General features: G+C 48.7%; 12 protein-coding genes. 1 reads left to right on the top strand and 11 read right to left on the bottom strand.

Annotated elements, in window-relative coordinates; all coding sequences use genetic code 11:
• Window positions 1–67 precede the first annotated feature (67 nt).
• The 11 genes from NC994_RS06880 to NC994_RS06930 form a co-directional block, all read right to left on the bottom strand.
• Window positions 68–637 (bottom strand): general stress protein, encoded by a 570-nt coding sequence (locus NC994_RS06880; protein ID WP_190429239.1) that lies wholly within the window; start codon window positions 635–637, stop codon window positions 68–70.
• Window positions 638–937: 300 nt separating this feature from the next.
• Complete coding sequence (gene sir / locus NC994_RS06885) at window positions 938–2,920, bottom strand: sulfite reductase, ferredoxin dependent (RefSeq protein ID WP_190412654.1); 1,983 nt, start codon at window positions 2,918–2,920, stop codon at window positions 938–940.
• 117 nt (window positions 2,921–3,037) lie between these two features.
• A complete protein-coding gene (locus NC994_RS06890) occupies window positions 3,038–3,190 on the bottom strand; it encodes a hypothetical protein (protein WP_190412655.1) in 153 nt (50 codons plus the stop codon).
• Between the two features lie 184 nt (window positions 3,191–3,374).
• Window positions 3,375–3,989 (bottom strand): outer membrane beta-barrel protein, encoded by a 615-nt coding sequence (locus tag NC994_RS06895; RefSeq protein ID WP_242030581.1) that lies wholly within the window; start codon window positions 3,987–3,989, stop codon window positions 3,375–3,377.
• A 491-nt stretch (window positions 3,990–4,480) separates the two neighbouring features.
• A complete protein-coding gene (locus tag NC994_RS06900) occupies window positions 4,481–6,376 on the bottom strand; it encodes a diguanylate cyclase (protein ID WP_190437047.1) in 1,896 nt (631 codons plus the stop codon).
• Window positions 6,316–6,666, bottom strand: coding sequence for a hypothetical protein (locus tag NC994_RS06905; protein ID WP_190412657.1), 351 nt, complete (start codon window positions 6,664–6,666; stop codon window positions 6,316–6,318). The genes NC994_RS06900 and NC994_RS06905 overlap by 61 nt, the downstream gene beginning before the upstream one ends.
• Window positions 6,667–6,916: 250 nt before the next feature.
• Window positions 6,917–7,750, bottom strand: coding sequence for a FecR family protein (locus NC994_RS06910; RefSeq protein ID WP_199299675.1), 834 nt, complete (start codon window positions 7,748–7,750; stop codon window positions 6,917–6,919).
• Window positions 7,751–7,924: 174 nt separating this feature from the next.
• Window positions 7,925–8,857 (bottom strand): PleD family two-component system response regulator, encoded by a 933-nt coding sequence (locus NC994_RS06915; protein ID WP_190437050.1) that lies wholly within the window; start codon window positions 8,855–8,857, stop codon window positions 7,925–7,927.
• A gap of 56 nt (window positions 8,858–8,913) precedes the next feature.
• Entirely contained in the window at window positions 8,914–13,602 is a 4,689-nt protein-coding gene (locus NC994_RS06920) for a response regulator (RefSeq protein WP_199299676.1), read from the bottom strand.
• Between the two features lie 484 nt (window positions 13,603–14,086).
• The gene (locus tag NC994_RS06925) at window positions 14,087–15,073 is read right to left on the bottom strand and encodes a YegS/Rv2252/BmrU family lipid kinase (RefSeq protein WP_190412886.1); all 987 of its coding nucleotides are present in this window, start codon (window positions 15,071–15,073) and stop codon (window positions 14,087–14,089) included.
• A gap of 108 nt (window positions 15,074–15,181) precedes the next feature.
• On the bottom strand, window positions 15,182–17,488 hold the full coding sequence (locus NC994_RS06930; RefSeq protein WP_190430481.1) for a bifunctional (p)ppGpp synthetase/guanosine-3',5'-bis(diphosphate) 3'-pyrophosphohydrolase: 2,307 nt from the start codon (window positions 17,486–17,488) through the stop codon (window positions 15,182–15,184).
• Between the two features lie 375 nt (window positions 17,489–17,863).
• On the opposite strand from NC994_RS06930, the gene patD reads away from it, so the two are divergent.
• Window positions 17,864–18,253 (top strand): heterocyst frequency control protein PatD, encoded by a 390-nt coding sequence (gene patD, locus NC994_RS06935; RefSeq protein ID WP_190437054.1) that lies wholly within the window; start codon window positions 17,864–17,866, stop codon window positions 18,251–18,253.
• Window positions 18,254–18,357: the final 104 nt, after the last annotated feature.

The following is an 18,357-nucleotide window of genomic DNA, read 5'->3' on the forward strand; positions in this document are numbered from 1 at the left end:
AGTGAAACTTTCTCAAATCTAGATTCACCTAACTTGGTGAAAATTGGATCTTGGTATTCTTGGAAATTTAGGACAAGACAGGTGAATCGTTGGGTCGGTTATAAACAGCCCAATCTTGAATTCCCCGCTCGCGAAAAACTCCTTCAACTTTGGCGATTTCCTCGTCTGTTCCATCCACAATTACCAAATAGTAATTGTAGAACAGGCGATCGCTATAAACTTTAGCATCATCTTCATGAATGCCGAGATCGGTTAATGCCTCAATCAGGCGATTCGTTGCCGCTGTTCCAATCCCAACACCAGCAATCGTACCGGCTAGTGTCAAGCCCAGACCACCCGCTGCCATTACAGCCCCCACACCAGGAACTGCTAAAGTGCTAAGACTGGTGAATATGCCACCAAACAGCCCAACGTTAGTATTTGCGTTGGCTTTTGTGGCAGCAGTGACGCTAGCTTCATCACCAATGCGATCGCTCATATTCGCACCGGCAAGTTGATCGTCAGGTTTTGCTTGTGTGGTAATTACCGAAACCCTATCCATTGGGAAGCCAGTTTTGTTAACTTCATCGAGTGCAGTTTCTGCATCTTGACGATTAGAAAATACCCCCACAGCACGCTTATTTTCAGCTACAGTCATTTTTCCCTCCGATTGCCATATCTGCATCGCGAATCCACAAATGCAGAATTGATTTTTTAATCCTTGATGTTGAAATTTTGGTATTTTCTGCTACTAGATCCATCAATCCCTAGATGTAACTCGGAGGTAGAGTCTCTCCGGGCGTTTTGTTACGGCTGAGTTGAATGATTGAAGACTCATCTCAAATCCGTCTACTTGCCCATCATATAAAGAACCCCTCCCCGCAAGCGGGAAAGGGTTGGGGTTCTGGGAAATTAGGGGAATCAACCAGACTTTAAGATTACTGAGTCGCCAGCCGGATTACTCGTTAGGCTTTTGATTCGCCTGCAAGAAAGCTTCGATTACCTCAGTTGCCAATTGAGTCATGGGCTTACCCTGACGGGCTGCTTCTGCTTTCAAGCGGCTGTAAACATCATCCCGGACATTGATCCGACGACGGATTTTAGCTGCAACTGCAATTTCTGATTCTTCTGGCAGCACCACCTCATTAATCAACCCGGTATCTGACTGAGGAGAGACTGCTTCTGACTCATAGTCAACTGTAAATTGACGAATCGCATCAAAACCGACGCGATCGCAGAAATCCCCAAAACCTTCTTGGGGTTGCCGCGACTGCTTGAAGTAAACGAAAATCGGCTCTAATTCGGTTTCTAGCTCGTTGATGTGCAGCCGATCCATATAGGCTCTAGAGAGTCGCGTTTGGTCGCGTGAAGCCCCTAGCCAAATCTGATAAGATTCAGCCGCACTCCCGACAAATCCTAATTCTGCCAGATAGGGACGAGCGCAACCATTCGGGCAACCCGTCATCCGCACGATAAAGTGTTCGTTTTCCAATCCCACTTTTTTCAGCAGCGCCCGAACCCGATTCAAGAGATCCGGCATGATCCGTTCCGATTCGGTAATCGCCAAGCCGCAAGTCGGCATTGCGGGGCAAGCCATCGAATAGCGCACCAATGGGTCAAGTTGATTGGGGTCTGCCTGAACGCCACAGCGGTCAAGAATCTGCTGAATTTCGGTTTTCTGCGCCGGGTCAATTTCGTAAAACAGCAAGTTTTGGTTGGGTGTCAGGCGAATCGGTAGCGAGAACTTCTGCACGATTTCCCGCAGTGCAGTTCTTAGCTTGAAGTTACCTTCGTCCTTTACCCGACCATTTTCAATCGGAATTCCTAGAAACAGCTTGCCGTCGCCTTGTTCGTTCCATCCCAAGAAATCTTTGTATTTAAAGGGCGGTAACTCTTTAAAAGCTGCCAGCGGTTTGCCAAAGTATTCTTCGACTTTGGCGCGGAACTTCTCGACGCCCCAATCTTCGATTAGGTATTTCATCCGCGCATGACGGCGGTTAGTGCGATCGCCATAATCTCTTTGAGTGGCGACAATTGCTTTGATCAGATCGTAGATATCTTGTTTCTCTACATACCCGATGGGATCTGCCATCCGGGGAAATGTCTCTTCTTTGTTGTGAGTGCGTCCTAAACCACCACCCGCAAAGACATTAAATCCCTCTAGTTCTCCCTCGGTGTTGGTAATCACCACCAAGCTGACATCTTGGGAATAGAGGTCAACCGAATTATCCCCTGGTACCGTTACGGCACACTTAAATTTCCGGGGCATATAGCGATCGCCATATAGCGGTTCTTCTTTCCCGTGAACGACGGTGCCGTTGCCGTTGCGTTGCCGCGCCGCCTTTACCTCTGGGTTTTCTTCCGCGCTAATGGACTTTTCGCCATCTAGCCAAATTTCATAATATGCACCTGTTTGCGGTGCCAGTAGGTCAGCAATATTGTTGGCATACTCCCAGGTATATTCGTAGTCCCGGCGATTTTTATAAGGCGCTGGGGGCGTCATCACATTGCGGTTGAGGTCGCCGCAGGCTCCCAGCGTTGACCCCATGTTTTTAATGATGGCAGCGATGGATGCTTTGAGATTTTTCTTTAAAATTCCATGCAGCTGAAAACCCTGGCGAGTCGTAGCGCGTAGCGTTCCATTGCCATATTCCTCAGCCAGTCGGTCTAAGGTCAGATACAGTTGTGGTGGAATGAAGCCCCCCGGATTACGGGTACGCAGCATGAACTGGTAATCTTTTTCCTGACCCTTCACCCGGTTGTCCCGGTTATCCTGCTGGTACGATCCGTGAAATTTGAGAATCTGGGTGGCATCTTCTGTGAAGCTGTTGGTGTCTTCCAGTAGCTCAGTTGCCACAGGTTCGCGTAAAAAGTTGCTGCGTTCTTTGAGTCCTTCTACTTTAGAAAGCTTTTGAACAGGGGAAATCGGAGATTTAACCATCGGAAACTAGGGGGCTGAACGGTTGAACTGGATCACCGGAAAATCTATCGGGATTACGGCGTATACATTCATGGTACTATCACCATTCTTAATCTTTAGCGATAGGTGAGAAAATCCCTAGATTTTAACAATTCTTGCAGAAAGGGATATCCCCAGAGGACGCCCTTGGGTTTGCCACACCTTGATGCAGTGATGCAGTGATGCAAGTAAGAGCGTCAAGTCTTTCGTGCCTAACCCGATTTTTGAGCCAAGCAGTCTTAAGCCGTCCATTGAATCAGCTCCATCGGTAGGTTAGCATAGCTACCCTACTGTGCGGTGTATCAAACCCAAGTGAGAACCGCTATAAAAACAAAGTGGGACAGGCTTTATCAACCTGTCCCACTTTGTTAGAAGTCACTTAAGTCAAAATATCTCGAACCAAACACCGCCAAGAACGATAGAGAGAGCGTTAATCTTAGAATCCGTAGCCGACTCCTAGCTGGACGCTAACAGAAGAAGCGGGACTGTTTTCGTAAGGCTTGATTCCCAGTTTGGCATCGCTGAAGACTACAACGTTCTTGGCAACTTCTGCTTCGACGCCAGCCGTGACTACAGGCGCATTGCGGTTGCCGAAGGTAGATGGTTTGCCTTCCGATTCATGCAAACCGTAGCCACCACCAACGTAGAAGTTGGCTTTATTGGTAACAGGCACATCATAAGTAACCATCGGAATGATAGTGCTGGTTTCGTTGGTGAACTGCACGGAACCTCTAATAGAAACTGGCGTCTTGGGAACCGCATAGCGGCCTTGAATCACACCGCCGACTGCGGCAGCATCGCCATCTTGTCCGCCATTTGTAACGCTAGCAGAACCACCAACTCCGACATAATTTGCTCGTGTTCCAGTGGGTTTTGCAGAAGCATCCAAACTAGACATTAAAACAGGAGCGATCGCTAGTGCAGATAGTACGGAAATCTTAGCTACGGATTTGAGAGCGCGATTCATAATTACTTCCTTCAATTCTCTGGTTTTCAGTTGCTTTGTTACATTCAAAGTCGTTAGCCAAAGCAAAAGGTTCCAGAAATCCATAAAAATTTTTTCCGCCCGCTCAAATCAAGGATTGCTAAATCTTTTAAGTCTCAGTATTCCCCTACAGGCAATGGCTTTAAGCTCTTTAAATCCCAAAATAACAGTAAATATTTTAGTGCCTGAATAATGTTTTTACCTCTGGCAATGGGTTGAAGTAGCATTTCTTCAAATAGAGGCTTCCTACCAGTGGACTGTTTGGAAAGTGGCACAAATCTATGAAAGATTCAAGGAACTATTTTGTTGTCTTAGCAGTCTAAAATTTAAGGGCAATTTTCATCAAAAAAAAGTAATCGTAAAGTCTCATAACCCTATAAAATTGCTCTATAAAGCTAAGAAGTTGGGAGCTGGCTGGATTAGGGAAAACAACTTTAAAAAGTTATAATTGTAACGATATTTTTAAAAATAGACTAAACTTCACTCATCACAGGTCATCGGGAAAGTGCCGGATGGTTATAGCTGTTAAGAACCGCAGACACTAACCCGAAGAGTGGCTAAGAGCAGCATCGGCTAACGCGATCGCGTCCCAGAGCTTTTGCCTGATAAAGCGCCTCATCCGCTGTCTTTAACAATATTTCTGGTGAAGTATCGCAGTCGGGAACCGTAGTCGCAACGCCCAAACTCAGCGTCACATACTGACTAACTAAAGAATGGCTATGGACAATCTTTAAGTCTTGCACTGCCACTCGAATCTCTTCTGCCACTTGCAATGCCCCATTTTGTGTAGTGTTGGGCAAAATTACGGCAAATTCTTCGCCCCCGTATCGAGCGACTAAATCCGCTGGTCGCTTGACAGCTTGAGCGATCGCACTGGCGACGGTAATTAAACAAGTATCCCCGGCTTGATGACCATAGGTGTCATTGTAGAGTTTGAAAAAGTCAATATCGCACAAGATCAGAGACAGGGGGACTTTTTCTCGTCTCAGACGCCGCCACTCCTGATCTAGGTACTCATCAAACCGGCGTCGGTTCGGCAGACCCGTCAGACCGTCCAAAGTCGCAAGGCGCTGCAACTTTTGGTTAGCTGCCTCCAATTGTTCATAGAGTTGCCCTTGTTGAATCGCAATACCCACCTGCATCGCCAAAGAAGAGAGCAGATCGATTTCCCACGGTTGCCAATGTCGGGGTTGCGAACAATGATGAGCAATCAGCAACCCCCACAACTGTTGCCCTTGCAGAATCGGAACGACTAAGTTCGCTTTAACCTGAAACTGCTCCAGCACATCGATATGACACTGGCCCAGTCCTGAGTTGTAAATATCTGCGATTGCTTGAACCCGACTCTGCTGATACAGCTGGGCGTACTTTTCCTTAAAACAGGGATCGTAGACGGGAGTTCCCAGCATCGAAGTCCAATTGGGGTCTACAGACTCCACCGCCACAACCCCGCGCCAGCCTGCCTCGAAACGATAAATAATCACCCGGTCGCAGGCTAGAAATTGCCGCACTTCTGCCACCGTCGTGTTCAAAATCTCGCTGAGATTGAGAGACTGACGGATGCGCTCTAGCATCGCCCCTATCAGTTGCTCCCTGAGAACTTGCAGTCGCAGTGCCTCCTCCGCCTGCTTGCGTTCGGTGATATCGGTGAGCGTGCCAATAAAACCAACCGTCGCACCGGCTACTCCTTGTTCCGCCACCGCCTGACCAAACACCCAGGTGACGACTCCATCCGCACGCCCAAACCGATACTCTGAGGCAAATCGCCGGTTTTCTATTATCGCCTGCTTCCATTCGCTGATGACGCGATCGCGATCGTCGGGATGCAGCGCTCTCGTCCAACCTTCTCCGAGTGCTTCCGCCAGGGTTAATCCTGCCAGTTCGCGCCAGCGCTCGTTGACATACAAACAGTTCCCTTCTACATCTGTGTGGAAAATCCCTACCGGCGACATTTTAGCTAAGGTGTAATACCGATACTCGCTTTCCTGAAGCGCTTCCTCGGTTCGCTTGCGCTCGGTGATATCAGTGATTGACCCTGCCATACGATAAGGTATGCCTTGCTCATCTCGAAATGCAATCCCCCGACAGAGAAACCACCGGATATTGCCATTCTTGTGGATCATCCGATGTTCGATTTCATACTGGGGTGTCAACCCTTCGAGATAAATACTTGCAGCCGTCATCACCCATTCCCGCTGATCCGGATGTACCAGATGGAGCCAAGCCTCTATACGGTTGTCAATTTCGTCTTCGCGATAGCCCAGCATCGCTTTCCAGCTAGCGGTGAGATACATTTCACCAGTTTGGAGATCCCAGTCCCAAAGTCCTACTTGACCGGCATTAACGGCTAGGACATAGCGTTCCTCTGCCTGGTAAGCAGGAGTCATGTCCGTCATAAAGCGATCGCGCCCGTAAATAAATCGGCAAAAACTTTTAAAAAGTTGTCCCAACACAGCCCGCACGCTTTGTTGGCATCCGTGAAGAATGCTTTATTTTTCCTGCCTTCGGCTGCGAATGTGCCTGCATTCCAAACTTGCGGTTGATTTGTCCCCACCTGCACTGGGATGAAGTACATCGAGGCAGGTTGGAAGAGGGTGCTAAAATATTGCTTCAATTTCCCTACCTTTTGACGCAGCGCTTTCTCTAGTTGGCGACGTTCTAGATGCGATTGGGGTTGCTGGAACGTAAGCACGAAGGCTTCATCCTGGAAATCATGCCAGGAAGCTGGGCAATCAAAGCGCATTTGAGTTTGTTGTTTAAGAGGGGTGTTTTAAAGAGTCTCAATCTACCGGGGGTTTAAATCAAAACGACACTCCCCGGTCATCCAAAAAAGTCAGTTGAGATGCCCCAAGGTTCTAAATTCTATTATTGTCGAAAGGTTTAAGCGATCGCGTAATTCGCTTTTGCGAACATAAAATGTGTTGGCAAAAGCGAAGCGATTTTAGGGAGAAGGGTTGCAGATAAAATGCACTGAGCAAGTCTAACGAGCAACCTTACGGAACCAGCAGTTCATACGCCTGCCGTTGTCCCAAAGGAGTTACCACAACCGCTTGAATTTTCCGTTGCTTAGGCAGTGGTACTGTAATATCAAATTCACCCGTGCGCTCCACATTCTGTAAAGTAGACGCCACGATCAACAGATTGAACGGATCGATTAGACCGCGAATGCGTACGCGATCGCCCTCTATCGCCGCTAGAACTCGGATCTCTAATTCACCCTCTTCTTTCAAAGGAATTGGTTGGGAAGGGGGTTCGCCAGGAATCACTAAAGTCCGAAACCCAGCATTGACTTCTACCGCTTGCCCCTGAGCTTCCTCGACCACGCTCCCTTCTAGGGTGGCAACGCTCGTTTTGCCATTGGGTTTGACGCTCACACCAAATTGCGTCCCGCGAACGCCACTCAAACCGGCAGGTGTTTCAATTTCAAACCGCGAATTAGGATTCGTAAACGGTCGTACCTCCAGGCGAGCTTGTCCCCCCTTTACTTGAAGTCGCGTAATTCTTCCCCCATCAGGCATTGTCTGCAATTGTTGTACTTGCAGAGTGGTATTTTCTGAGACATTCACGAAGCCAACGCCGGTATCGACGGCTAGGACGGCTTTAGACTCGTCGCCCGTCGTGATAGTATCCCCCACATCCTCAAGGCGCAAGCCGACTCTAACCGACCCGGCAGCGTCTCTAAGTTTATAGGTGACTTTACCTGCATAGGAAACGACTTCTAACCGTCGGTTGAGTCGAACCTGCAAAGGTTTTGCCACTGAGTCTGTACCGATGCTTAAGAGAGCCACCAACAGCAGGAGAGACACGAATGCTCTACGACTTTTCACCGCTCACCTCTTGTAGAAATTAAAAATTAAAAATTACTAATTTGATTTTGCAGTTTTAATTTTTTCAGATGATTTGTGCATATTAACTTGACTCGTGCGATCGCACTTTAATATCGCCCTTTATATCTGCGTGGCTGATTGTATCCACCGATGCATCGTCGCAAGAAGCTGCGTCTAGGAGCATACGCGATCGCGTCCCCCTGCTTTTGCCCGATACAACGCCTCATCAGCTTCCTTAAGTAACGCTTCTGGCGAGGCGTCATGCAAAGGAATCGCGCCAGCAACACCCAAACTCAGCGTTACATACTGGCTAACAGCAGACTTGGCATGAACAATTTCTAAAGATTTCACAGCCTGTCGAATTTCCGTTGCGACTTGCAACCCACCCGCAGCAGAGGTATTAGGCAAAATCACTGCAAACTCTTCGCCGCCATAGCGTGCGACTAAATCTGTCGAGCGCTTGACCACCCGAAACAGGGCACTAGCAACAGTTTGTAAACAAATATCTCCAGCTTGATGCCCGTAAGTATCGTTGTAGGTTTTGAAAAAATCGATATCGCAGAAGATGAGAGACAGGGGCAGTTGTTCGCGTAACATTCGCCGCCACTCTTGACCAAGATACTCATCAAATCGACGGCGGTTTGCCAGTCCCGTCAGACTGTCGAAGGTCGCAAGTCGCTGCAAGTCTCGGTTTGCCACCTCCAGTTGTTGATAAAGTTGAAATTGTTGGATTAAACGCCTCACCCGCTGACGCAGTACGGGCCAGTGAATAGGTTTGGTAACGAAATCAATGGCTCCGACTTCAAAAGCTCGGTCAACGGATTCTTTGTCGTCAAGACCTGTAATCATCAATACGGGAGTGCGATCGCATGAAGGGATGTCTTGTAGCCTGGAGCAGCAAGTGAAGCCATCCATTACCGGCATCATGGCATCGAGCAAGACAATATGCGGCTGAAAGCGAACATAAGCACTCAAGCACTCCTCTCCATTGCTCGCTTCAACAACCTGGTATCCTTCCTGTTGCATTGCTTGACACAGTAGCTGACGCATGATTCTGTCGTCGTCTACCACGAGGACGATAGAGGGTTCTTGGGGAAGGGAAAGCATTTTTATTAGACCTATCCGTAAATTGGTATAGGATGTACTCCGGACGGAGGTTTCAATCACGAGCAAAGAGGAAAATCTTGCAACGCACAGCGCACGCGCTCATACTCCGCCTCCATCTGCGATGCGATTTCCGGTGCCCCTGCTAGAGTATCGTCTTTCGCGATCGCTTCGAGTTGCTTACACAAATTGGATAGGGTCATAGCACCCAGCGTCGCACTGGTTGACTTAAGCGTGTGGGTCGCTTGTCGCAGCGCCACGGCATCTCCAGCATCTACTGCATTCCGAATGACTTGCAATATTTGGGGGGTATCTTCCAAAAAGCTATCAATGACTTCCACCAGAACGGATGAAGCATTCTCTCCAAACATATCGCAAAGCGCTTGGATTGCCTGGAAATCAACGGCAGAGGTGGAGATGGGGAGGCGGGGAAGCGGCTGCAAAGCAGCGAGTGCCTTCAGCAGCGCCTCCATCTGGATCGGCTTGCTGACGTAATTATCCATCCCCGCGCTCAAACACTCCTCGCGATCGCTCTGCATCGCATTCGCCGTCATGGCAATAATCCAGGGACGTTGCTCGTAGGGCCATTCCTCACAGATCCGTCGCGTAGCGCTCAATCCGTCCATTTCTGGCATTTGCACATCCATCAGAACAACATCATAGGGCTGGCGTTGCAGCGCTTGCAGCACTTCCAAACCGTTGCTGGCGATATCCGCTCGATATCCCAGACGCCCCAATAGATGCAGCGCCACCTTTTGGTTGACGACATTGTCTTCGGCTAACAGAATTCGTAGTGGTAGCCGTTGCGCTAGATTTGGGTCAATCGGTTCGGGATGGGGACGCGGACTTGGCAGCGCAGCGGGTTCGCCAAGCAGACCGCTCAAGACATTGTAGAGCTGAGATTGTTTAATCGGTTTATTCAGGAAGGCGGCAAAATTTGCTTGCTGTGCTTGTAGCTCTATCTCCGACTTGCCCAGAGAAGTTAACATCACCAATGGCAACGTCCGAGTATTGGGTAGTTTGCGAATTTCTGCGGCTAAATTCAAGCCATCCATCTGCGGCATTTGCATATCCAGAATCGCAATATCAAAGGTCTCCTGATTGCTCAGCCAGTTCAGGGCTTCTTCCCCAGAGGTGGCGGCGCGGGAGATCATTCCCCACGCGATCGCCTGCAAAGTCAAAATTTGCCGATTGGTCGCGTTATCATCCACAATCAGCAACCGTTTTCCAGCTAACAGTTGTTGGGAGTCGCTGCTGTCAGCAAGCGTTGAAGTGGGAACGGAGGTGGCGACAACAGCAAAATAAAATGTGGAACCCTGACCCCCTTCACTTTCTACCCAAATTCTACCGCCCATCATTTCTGTTAATTGTCGGCTAATCGCTAATCCCAACCCCGTACCGCCATAGTTACGAGTTGTAGAGGAATCAACCTGGCTGAAGGGTTTAAATAGACGGTCTATACGGTCAGAAGGAATCCCAATTCCGGTATCTTTAACGGTAAAACGAATCGCATATTTGAGATTTTTTATTTTGGGTTTCCGATGTTGGATTGCAGCTTTTTCTTCTAGTTCTTCAACAGAAATCGGTTTGTTCATCTCATCTGTAAGATGAGCAATTTCTTGTTCTAAATTCGCTCCCCAGCTCCCCAGCCCCCCTGTCCCTCTGCCTCGTTCTCCCAATTGACGAGCTTTTACCGAAATCACAACTTCCCCTTGGTGTGTAAATTTAACTGCATTCGCAATTAGATTTACCAGAATTTGGCGGAGTCGCGTCACATCCCCCACAATCATTTTCGGTACAGACGGATCTATTAAATACGCTAATTCCAAGTTTTTTTCTGCTGCTTTGTGAGCTAGCAAATCAAGCGATTCTTCGATACAATCTCGCAGATTGAAAGGTTGCTGTTCCAGTTCCAGCTTACCGGACTCAATTTTAGAGAAGTCAAGGATGTCATTAATAATTGTGAGTAAGCCATCGCCGCTGTTGCGAATGGTTTCTACAAAGTCTCGCTGTTGTGGTTTGAGTTCGGTATCCAGTAGTAACCCGGTCATGCCAATTACCGCATTCATGGGAGTGCGGATTTCGTGGCTCATGGTCGCTAAAAATTCACTCTTAGCACGGTTAGCTGCTTCTGCCTCTTGTTTTGCTTTTTCTAAGGCAACATTTTGCTGAGCTAATTGTTCGCGTTGGCGGGTTTCTTGCTCTAATAGGCAAGCTTGAGCCAGAGCAATACCGACTTGATCTGCCACTGCTTCGAGTAATTCAATTTCCTCTTTAGTCCACTCACGGAAGGTGTTACATTGATGCAAGCCAATCACACCGTTGGTTTCTCCTTGATAGGAAGTGCGAATCGCCAGCATCGATTTGAGTTGAATTTGCTGACACAGAGAAACAGTTTCTTTGAGCAGCGAATCGGCATAGACATTTGAGGAAGCGATCGCGCGATCTTGAGCAATTGTTTGTTCGGCATGGGGATTGCCAACAACGGGGATTTGTACACCCATTATCGAATCATACCCAGTCTCCAAATACTCCGCCACTAGGGGAATTTGTGGTTTAGGGGTGGCGATGTATGAGTAAATCAAACAGCGATTCACGGCGAATGTTTCGCCCAATAACTTACAAGTCGTTTGAAAAATTTCTTGTGTTTCTAGCTTGGCGCGAATCTCTTGGGTAATCCGTTTAAGCAGCAAAGTCCTGGTAACTTGCTGTTGTAGGGCTTCTTGGGCTTTTGCCCGCTCAACTTCACCTCCTACCCACTGTGCCATGAGCTTCACTAGCTCTTTGTCTACCACCGTGAATGGTTGCGATCGCACCTTTAAACTGGAGAAACTGAGGGTACCGTAAACAATCCCGCCTGCCACTACCCTAGTACCAATATATGCCTCTATTCTGAAAGGGGTATTTGCCGGATACTGGTACCATTGCGATCGCTCAACGGACTCAAAGCAAATCGGTTCGTCGCAGCGCAGTGCTTCACCGCAATAAGTCTGCTTAACATCGAAAAGATTTCCTTTGGCAAGATGAATGGGTGAGTTTTCGGGCACCTGAGCAGCAATCAGGTAATATTTATCCTCTTCAATCTTCGCTAGCGTCCCGATTTCTAAGCCAAATCGCCAGCATCCCATTTTCAGCATCCGCTGGATGCGTTGGTCGAAGTGTAGCGGCGTTCCTTTTCCGCCTTGAGCTGCCGTCACTTCATACAGCGCTCGTAACCCTGCCTCGCTCTCTCGCAGTTCGTGTTCCGCTTGCTGGCGCTGCGTGATGTCGCTGCCAATTCCGAGAAACCCAGTAATGTTGCCCTCAGTATCCCGTAACGCCGTCATCGACACCAGCACGGGAAAACGACTACCATCTTTGCGGATAAACGTCCATTCGCGCTCGTCCACTTCTCCACGACGCGCCTTGGCAACAAAAACCTCAAACCTTGGATCGATGGGGATTCCCAACTCCTGTGACAATTCTTGGGCACGCCGGAATACTTCGCGTGAATCGTGAAATCGCAGGGGTGTTGTTTTGCCCACGACTTCAGCAGCAGCGTATCCTAAATATCTCTCGGCGGCGGCATTAAAGGTGCAAATTGTGCCATCTGGTGTTGTAGATACGATCGTGTAGTTGGCACTATCCAAAATTGCCCGCTGCAAGCTGGTTGTCTTTTGGAGTGCCTCTTCAGTTTGCTTGCGATCCGTAATGTCATTCAAGGTGCCGGAAATACCCACGATACTTCCGCTAGCGTCCAGTGTCGCGCAGGCATAAACGTCAAGCCAGCAAAAGCTGCCATCAGCGGTTAGGATGCGGATCTCCTGTCGGTAAAATTTTGTTTGGGATTGAATCAGAGCTTGAAACAGTTTTATATTGCGTTGGCGATCTTCAGGATGAACGTAGTTTAGAACGTGAGTGCCAAGACTTTGGGCAATCGAGAATTTGGTGATTTCTGTCCAAGCCGGATTCAGAAAGGTCCACAAACCCGTGACGTCTGTTTGAAAAATTACTTCTTTGACGTTATCGACGACAGAGCGATATTTTTTATCGCTTTCTCCTAACGCTTCCACTACCTGTTGATGCTGAGAAACAGTGCGTTCTAATTGATTGAGATGAATTCGGAGTTCCATCTGAGCGATCGCTTGCCGCGCCAACGCTTTGAGCGCTTCAATTTGTTGGCTCATTAGCTTTCGAGGAATCTGGTCAATTACGCATAAGGTGCCCAAAACAAAGCCATCGGGCGTTACCAAGGGAACTCCGGCATAAAACCGGATATAAGGGTCAGATGTCACCAGAGGATTTCTGGCAAAACGTTCATCAACTAACGTATTGCGTACAATTAATAATTCATCTGATTTTAAAATTGTGTGAGCGCAGAACGCTAAATACTTTGCTGTTTCTGTTGCTTTCAGACCAATTTTTGACTTAAACCACTGGCGATTGCCATCAACCAGGCTGATGAGGGCAATGGGAGTGTTACAAATGTGGGAAGCCAGTGCAGTCAGATCGTCAAATGCCTGTTCTGCCGGAGTATCGAGAATTTCATAGCGATAAAGTGCCTTGAGCCGATTTGCTTCAGCCTCAAGGCTGGCTGCGTCGCTGTTTAGGGGCAAGAATGGTTGCGGCTCAAAAGAAGAATATTCGCTCTCCCCTTGAGGCAGAAGACTTGGGTTTTTTTTGGGTTGCTGAAACAGCAAATACCTTAGAGGCGGCTTGCTAAGGTGTCTGTATAGCGATCGCAGGATAGGACGGAGGATTTTCATCATCAATATGAACTAGAGCCGATACAGCCCCAGAAACTCTTCCTTTGATGTTTGCGGGCTTTCATCCCCTGAAGGTCTGTCTGGCTTTTGCGAGCGGTTGTTCGGCTTCCAGGTTAACTTTCCGGGCAGATAACTCCCACTTCAACCTGTGTCCAATATAAGCTGCCCTTACATTTAAGAAAGCATATTCGTTGGCGCTAGGCGATCGCTCACTTGTGAGTCGTTTTTAGCGCTTAGTTACGAGTCTTTGGTTGGGTATGACTGCCCTAACAGACAAAGTTAATGATTTGGAGGATAGGTAGAGCGCGTTTCGTTAACATCAAACCCTTGACAATGATGAGTTTCGTCCCTCAAACCTATGCTCCTCAACGTCTTAAGAGTTTAACCCCACCCCAAACCCTTCACTGCTTTTCGATGAGGGCTTTAGGGTGAGGTTACGAGGATATATTGCAACAAAGCGAGAACCGCTATCGTGACGAATGACAGACTAATCAACCTCTTCAGGCGGAATTAAGTCCTGCTTGGATTCGATGATTACACTGGGTAAACCTTCAAGTTTTTCTGTAACTGGCAATTCTTCGAGAAGGGGGACTAAGAGCGTTAGGCCGCCAGGAATGCACTCGACATCAATCGGAGTGGTGCCGATAATTTCCCCATCTACGACAACTTTTTGCAGTGGATTGGTTCGTACCTGAATCCGTCTGGCTCGCAGATAGCCGATGTCATCTCGTTCTGTGGCACTGCCGCTTAGGGCAGTTTGAAGTAAATGATAGGAGGCAGCGATCGCTCCGGCAACATTACTCGGTGCCACAACGGTTAAATCGAGCAACCCATCATCAAAAAGAATGCCCGCTGGACCTTGAGCCAAAATGGATGTGGGGGGTGCAGCATTGGCAATTGTTACAGCAGCAGCGGTTAGTTTCACGATTTTGTCTTCCGTCTCAATCTCAACCTCAAACGTGTTGAACTGCCGCAACTGTTGAATTCCTGCCAGGATGTATGCCATCATCCCCAAGCGGTTCTTCGTCTCTCTGTCCGCCCGTTCGACGGCTTCTGCCTCAAAACCAATCCCCGCGAGTAATATCATCGGTTTGCCGTTGCAGTAGGCGGCATCCACGACCCGCGTTATACCTCCCAAAATTGTCTCGCAGGCGGCCTCTATCGTATCCGGTAGCCCTAAAGCAGACGCCAGGGCATTTGCGGTTCCTCTTGAAATCACGCCCATTGGAATGTTCGTCCCCACCAAGGCATCGGCGGCGGCTGAGAGGGTACCGTCACCACCAGAGGCAATGATGGTACTGGCACCGCGTTCCACTGCTTCTCTTGCCAGTTGAGCAGCGTCAATTTCAGGCGTTGTCAGATAAATATCTAGGTCAATTTCCGGCTCTAAAAGTGCCCGGATTTTTGCCAAATCTTGATCGGGATCGCTTTGACCGGCAACTGGATTAAAGATGAGACAGGCAGAGCGTTTTATGTCATTAGTCATTAGTCATTAGTCCGTTGTGATCAGCGGTGAGTCGTTGTCATTCGCCCACTGTATGAGTCTATTACCAGTGGCGAATGACGAATCACCGCAGTATCTCTATTCACATCCTTGACCGAAGCGACGTAAATTGAGAACGTCGCTGATTTGGCGAATTTGGGTAAAACACCGCTCCAGTTGTTGGAGATCTCGGATATCAATGCATAGGTCGATGATTGCCGGTCGCCCGTCGGATGTTTTCACGCCTGCACCCCGCACATTAATATTGTCATCGCTTAAACGGGACAGGATATCGTTAAAGACTCCAACGCGGTCAAGCACTTCAATTTGAATACTAACTTGATAGGTTTGAGGACGTCCGCTTGAGTCAGTGGGGTTCCAGCTAACGGGGACTAAGCGATCGCCTAGGACATTCGCCACATTATTGCACCCTTGGCGGTGAATGGAAATTCCGCGATCGCGTGTGACTGCACCAATAATCGCTTCACCAGGGAGCGGCCCGCAACATCCAGCACGATGATACAGTAACCCTTCCACACCAGCGATAGGCGTTTTGGTGCTGGGAGCTGGGATGGGGCTTTTCGAGGTTGGAAGTGCAACAGCCGCTGCAAAATCTTTTATTGGGTCGGGGGCAGTCGCAATCGTTTGAGTTGCTTTCACGGCTTCTCGAATGCGATTGACTACCAGGTTGAGAGTGACTTCCCCGTAACCCAGAGCAGCCAATAAATCATCGACGCTGTGGTAATTACATCGTTCGGCGACCGACTGCATGGGGGTTGACTTCAGCAGAGATTCAAAGCCACTTTTGCCCAATTCTTTTTCTAGGAGTTCTCGACCGCGAGTAATATTTTCATCCCGATGCGATCGCTTGTACCATTGGCGAATCCGGTTTTTCGCCCCGGTTGTCACCACAAAATTCAGCCAATCTAAACTGGGACGGCTATTTTTCTGAGTGATAATTTCAACAATGTCTCCATTCCTCAGCAGCGTGTCCAGCGTCACCATCCGTCCGTTGACCCGCGCCCCCGCACAGTGATTCCCCACTTCTGTATGAATCCGGTAAGCGAAATCGACGGGAGTGCTACCCCCAGTTAGAGGCACCACATCCCCTTGGGGCGTAAACACATAAACATCATCGTCAAATAAGTTGTCTTTGACGTTTTCCAGGTATTCCTGAGCATCCTTGAGATCGCTTTGCCATTCCAAGAGCTGCCGCAGCCAGGTAAACTTCTCATCGGTTGCGGTCATTTGGGTACGGTTGGAACTTCCCGTTTCCTTATATTTCCAATGAGCCGCAATCCCATACTCGGCAATGTGATGCATTTCCAAAGTCCGAATTTGCACCTCTAAGGGACGACCCGTAATTCCGAGGACTACCGTATGCAGAGACTGATAGCGGTTGGGCTTAGGTAAACCAATGTAGTCTTTAAACCGACCGGGGATCGGTCGGAAGGCATCATGAACGACAGCTAAGGCGCGGTAGCATTCTTCATTCGTCTGGACAATCATCCGAATTGCTGCCAAGTCGTAGATTTCGTGAAATTCCTTCTGTTGCCGCTGCATCTTCTGGTAAATCCCATACAAATGCTTGGGACGCCCGCTGATGTCAAGGCAGGTAATACTAGATGAGGCGAGTCCCTGCCGCAGAATTTCTTTGACGTTCGCCAATCGAATCTCTCTGTCTGCCCGTTTTTCTGCCACCAACTCTTGTATTTGCCGGTAGGCTTCGGGTTCGAGATACTTAAACGTCAAATCTTCCAGTTCCCACTTAAATCGTCCGATCCCCAAGCGATTTGCCAGGGGTGCGAAGATTTCTCGCGTTTCCTGGGCAATTCGCCGCCGTTTGGCATCAGGCAGGTGTTCTAGCGTCCGCATATTATGCAGCCGGTCGGCTAGCTTCACCACAATTACCCGAATATCTTGAGCCATTGCCAGAAACATTCGGCGGAAGTTCTCAGCTTGGCGTTCGGTCTTGCTGGAAAAGGTTTCTGAAAATTTAGAAAGTTTGGTGACACCGTCTACCAGCAGCCGCACTTCTGAGCCAAAGCGCTGTTCGATTTCGTCGAGGGTGACGGGCGTATCTTCTACCACATCGTGCAGAAAGCCAGCTGCAATCATGGCAGCGCCACCGCCTAGGTCTCGCAAAAGACCAGCAACGGCGACCGGGTGACAGATGTAAGCTTCCCCGGATTTACGAGTCTGACCTTCATGTAACTGGTAAGCAAATTCAAAGGCGCGGCAGATTAAATCAGCGTCCGCAGGCGTTGGGAAAACTTTGACACTTCCCCCTTCGGGCGTTGTGGGCTGTTTGGTGGTTTGATTGTCCTCATGGCGCGCAATCAAACATTCCTGTAGCCAGTCAGGAATGACACAACTAATTGTAGAAGTTGGAGCTTGTGAGTTCATAGTGTTGAGCAGGTCGAGCATAAAGAGTAAAAATAGCGAGGAGTTGTGCTGACGTGGAAAATGATTTTGTCTAGAGGCTAAAAGGGCATCTCCTAGGGTCTGCATTGAAGAGTCCCTAGGTTCGCTGAATTTTGGATTTTCAATTGTCAAGGGTCGAGGGTAAGAATATTGTCAGAAATAGAGCGATCCACCAAGATACCGCTTGGCTAATGCCTACGCTTACTGCGCGTCGCGCTTCCGGTGCGACGTATCGCTCTTGCCCTTACCTAAAGCTTGCTTGAAGATTGCAAGCCTACACCAGTTAGCTGGTGCTTAGCAATTGCCTTGTTGAATAGACAAAATTCTTTACATTGATTCTAGCGGAACAACGTGCCAATGTTGCCTCAGTCTTACCAACAACGTTATCAGGAACTTTTGACAGCTCTAGAACAGCTGCTGCATACAATGACAGCCGCTAATCAAGAACAAGAAGGGACCGGTGAAAAATTTCAACACGTCAAACAAGTTTTTGCACAGCAAATTACCAGTTTGACGGGTGATGAATTAGACCCAGAGATTGAGCCTCGGTGGAGGTCTTTCCAGACGGAAATCTATCGAGCGCTGCGACTTTTAGAGATGGATATGACATTTTTACAGGCGTCTCGCCGTTCGGCAACCGCTAATCCTCGACAAGCGGCGATAAGCGATCGCTTATCAACCCTGATTGGCTACTGTCAAGCCCTCCTGCAAGCAGACGGAGATCGGGAAAGCCAGGGAGAAATATAGGGGCGGATTTCACCGGCTTTCTCTGGTATCTCGCAGATTGCCTTGATAAACCCACCCGCTTTGACAGCAAGGGATCGCAGGAGTCGCTGTCCTGGTGCAAGTGC

Source organism: Trichocoleus sp. AS-A1 (assembly GCF_039962015.1).
Taxonomy (GTDB): Bacteria; Cyanobacteriota; Cyanobacteriia; order Cyanobacteriales; family FACHB-T130; genus FACHB-T130.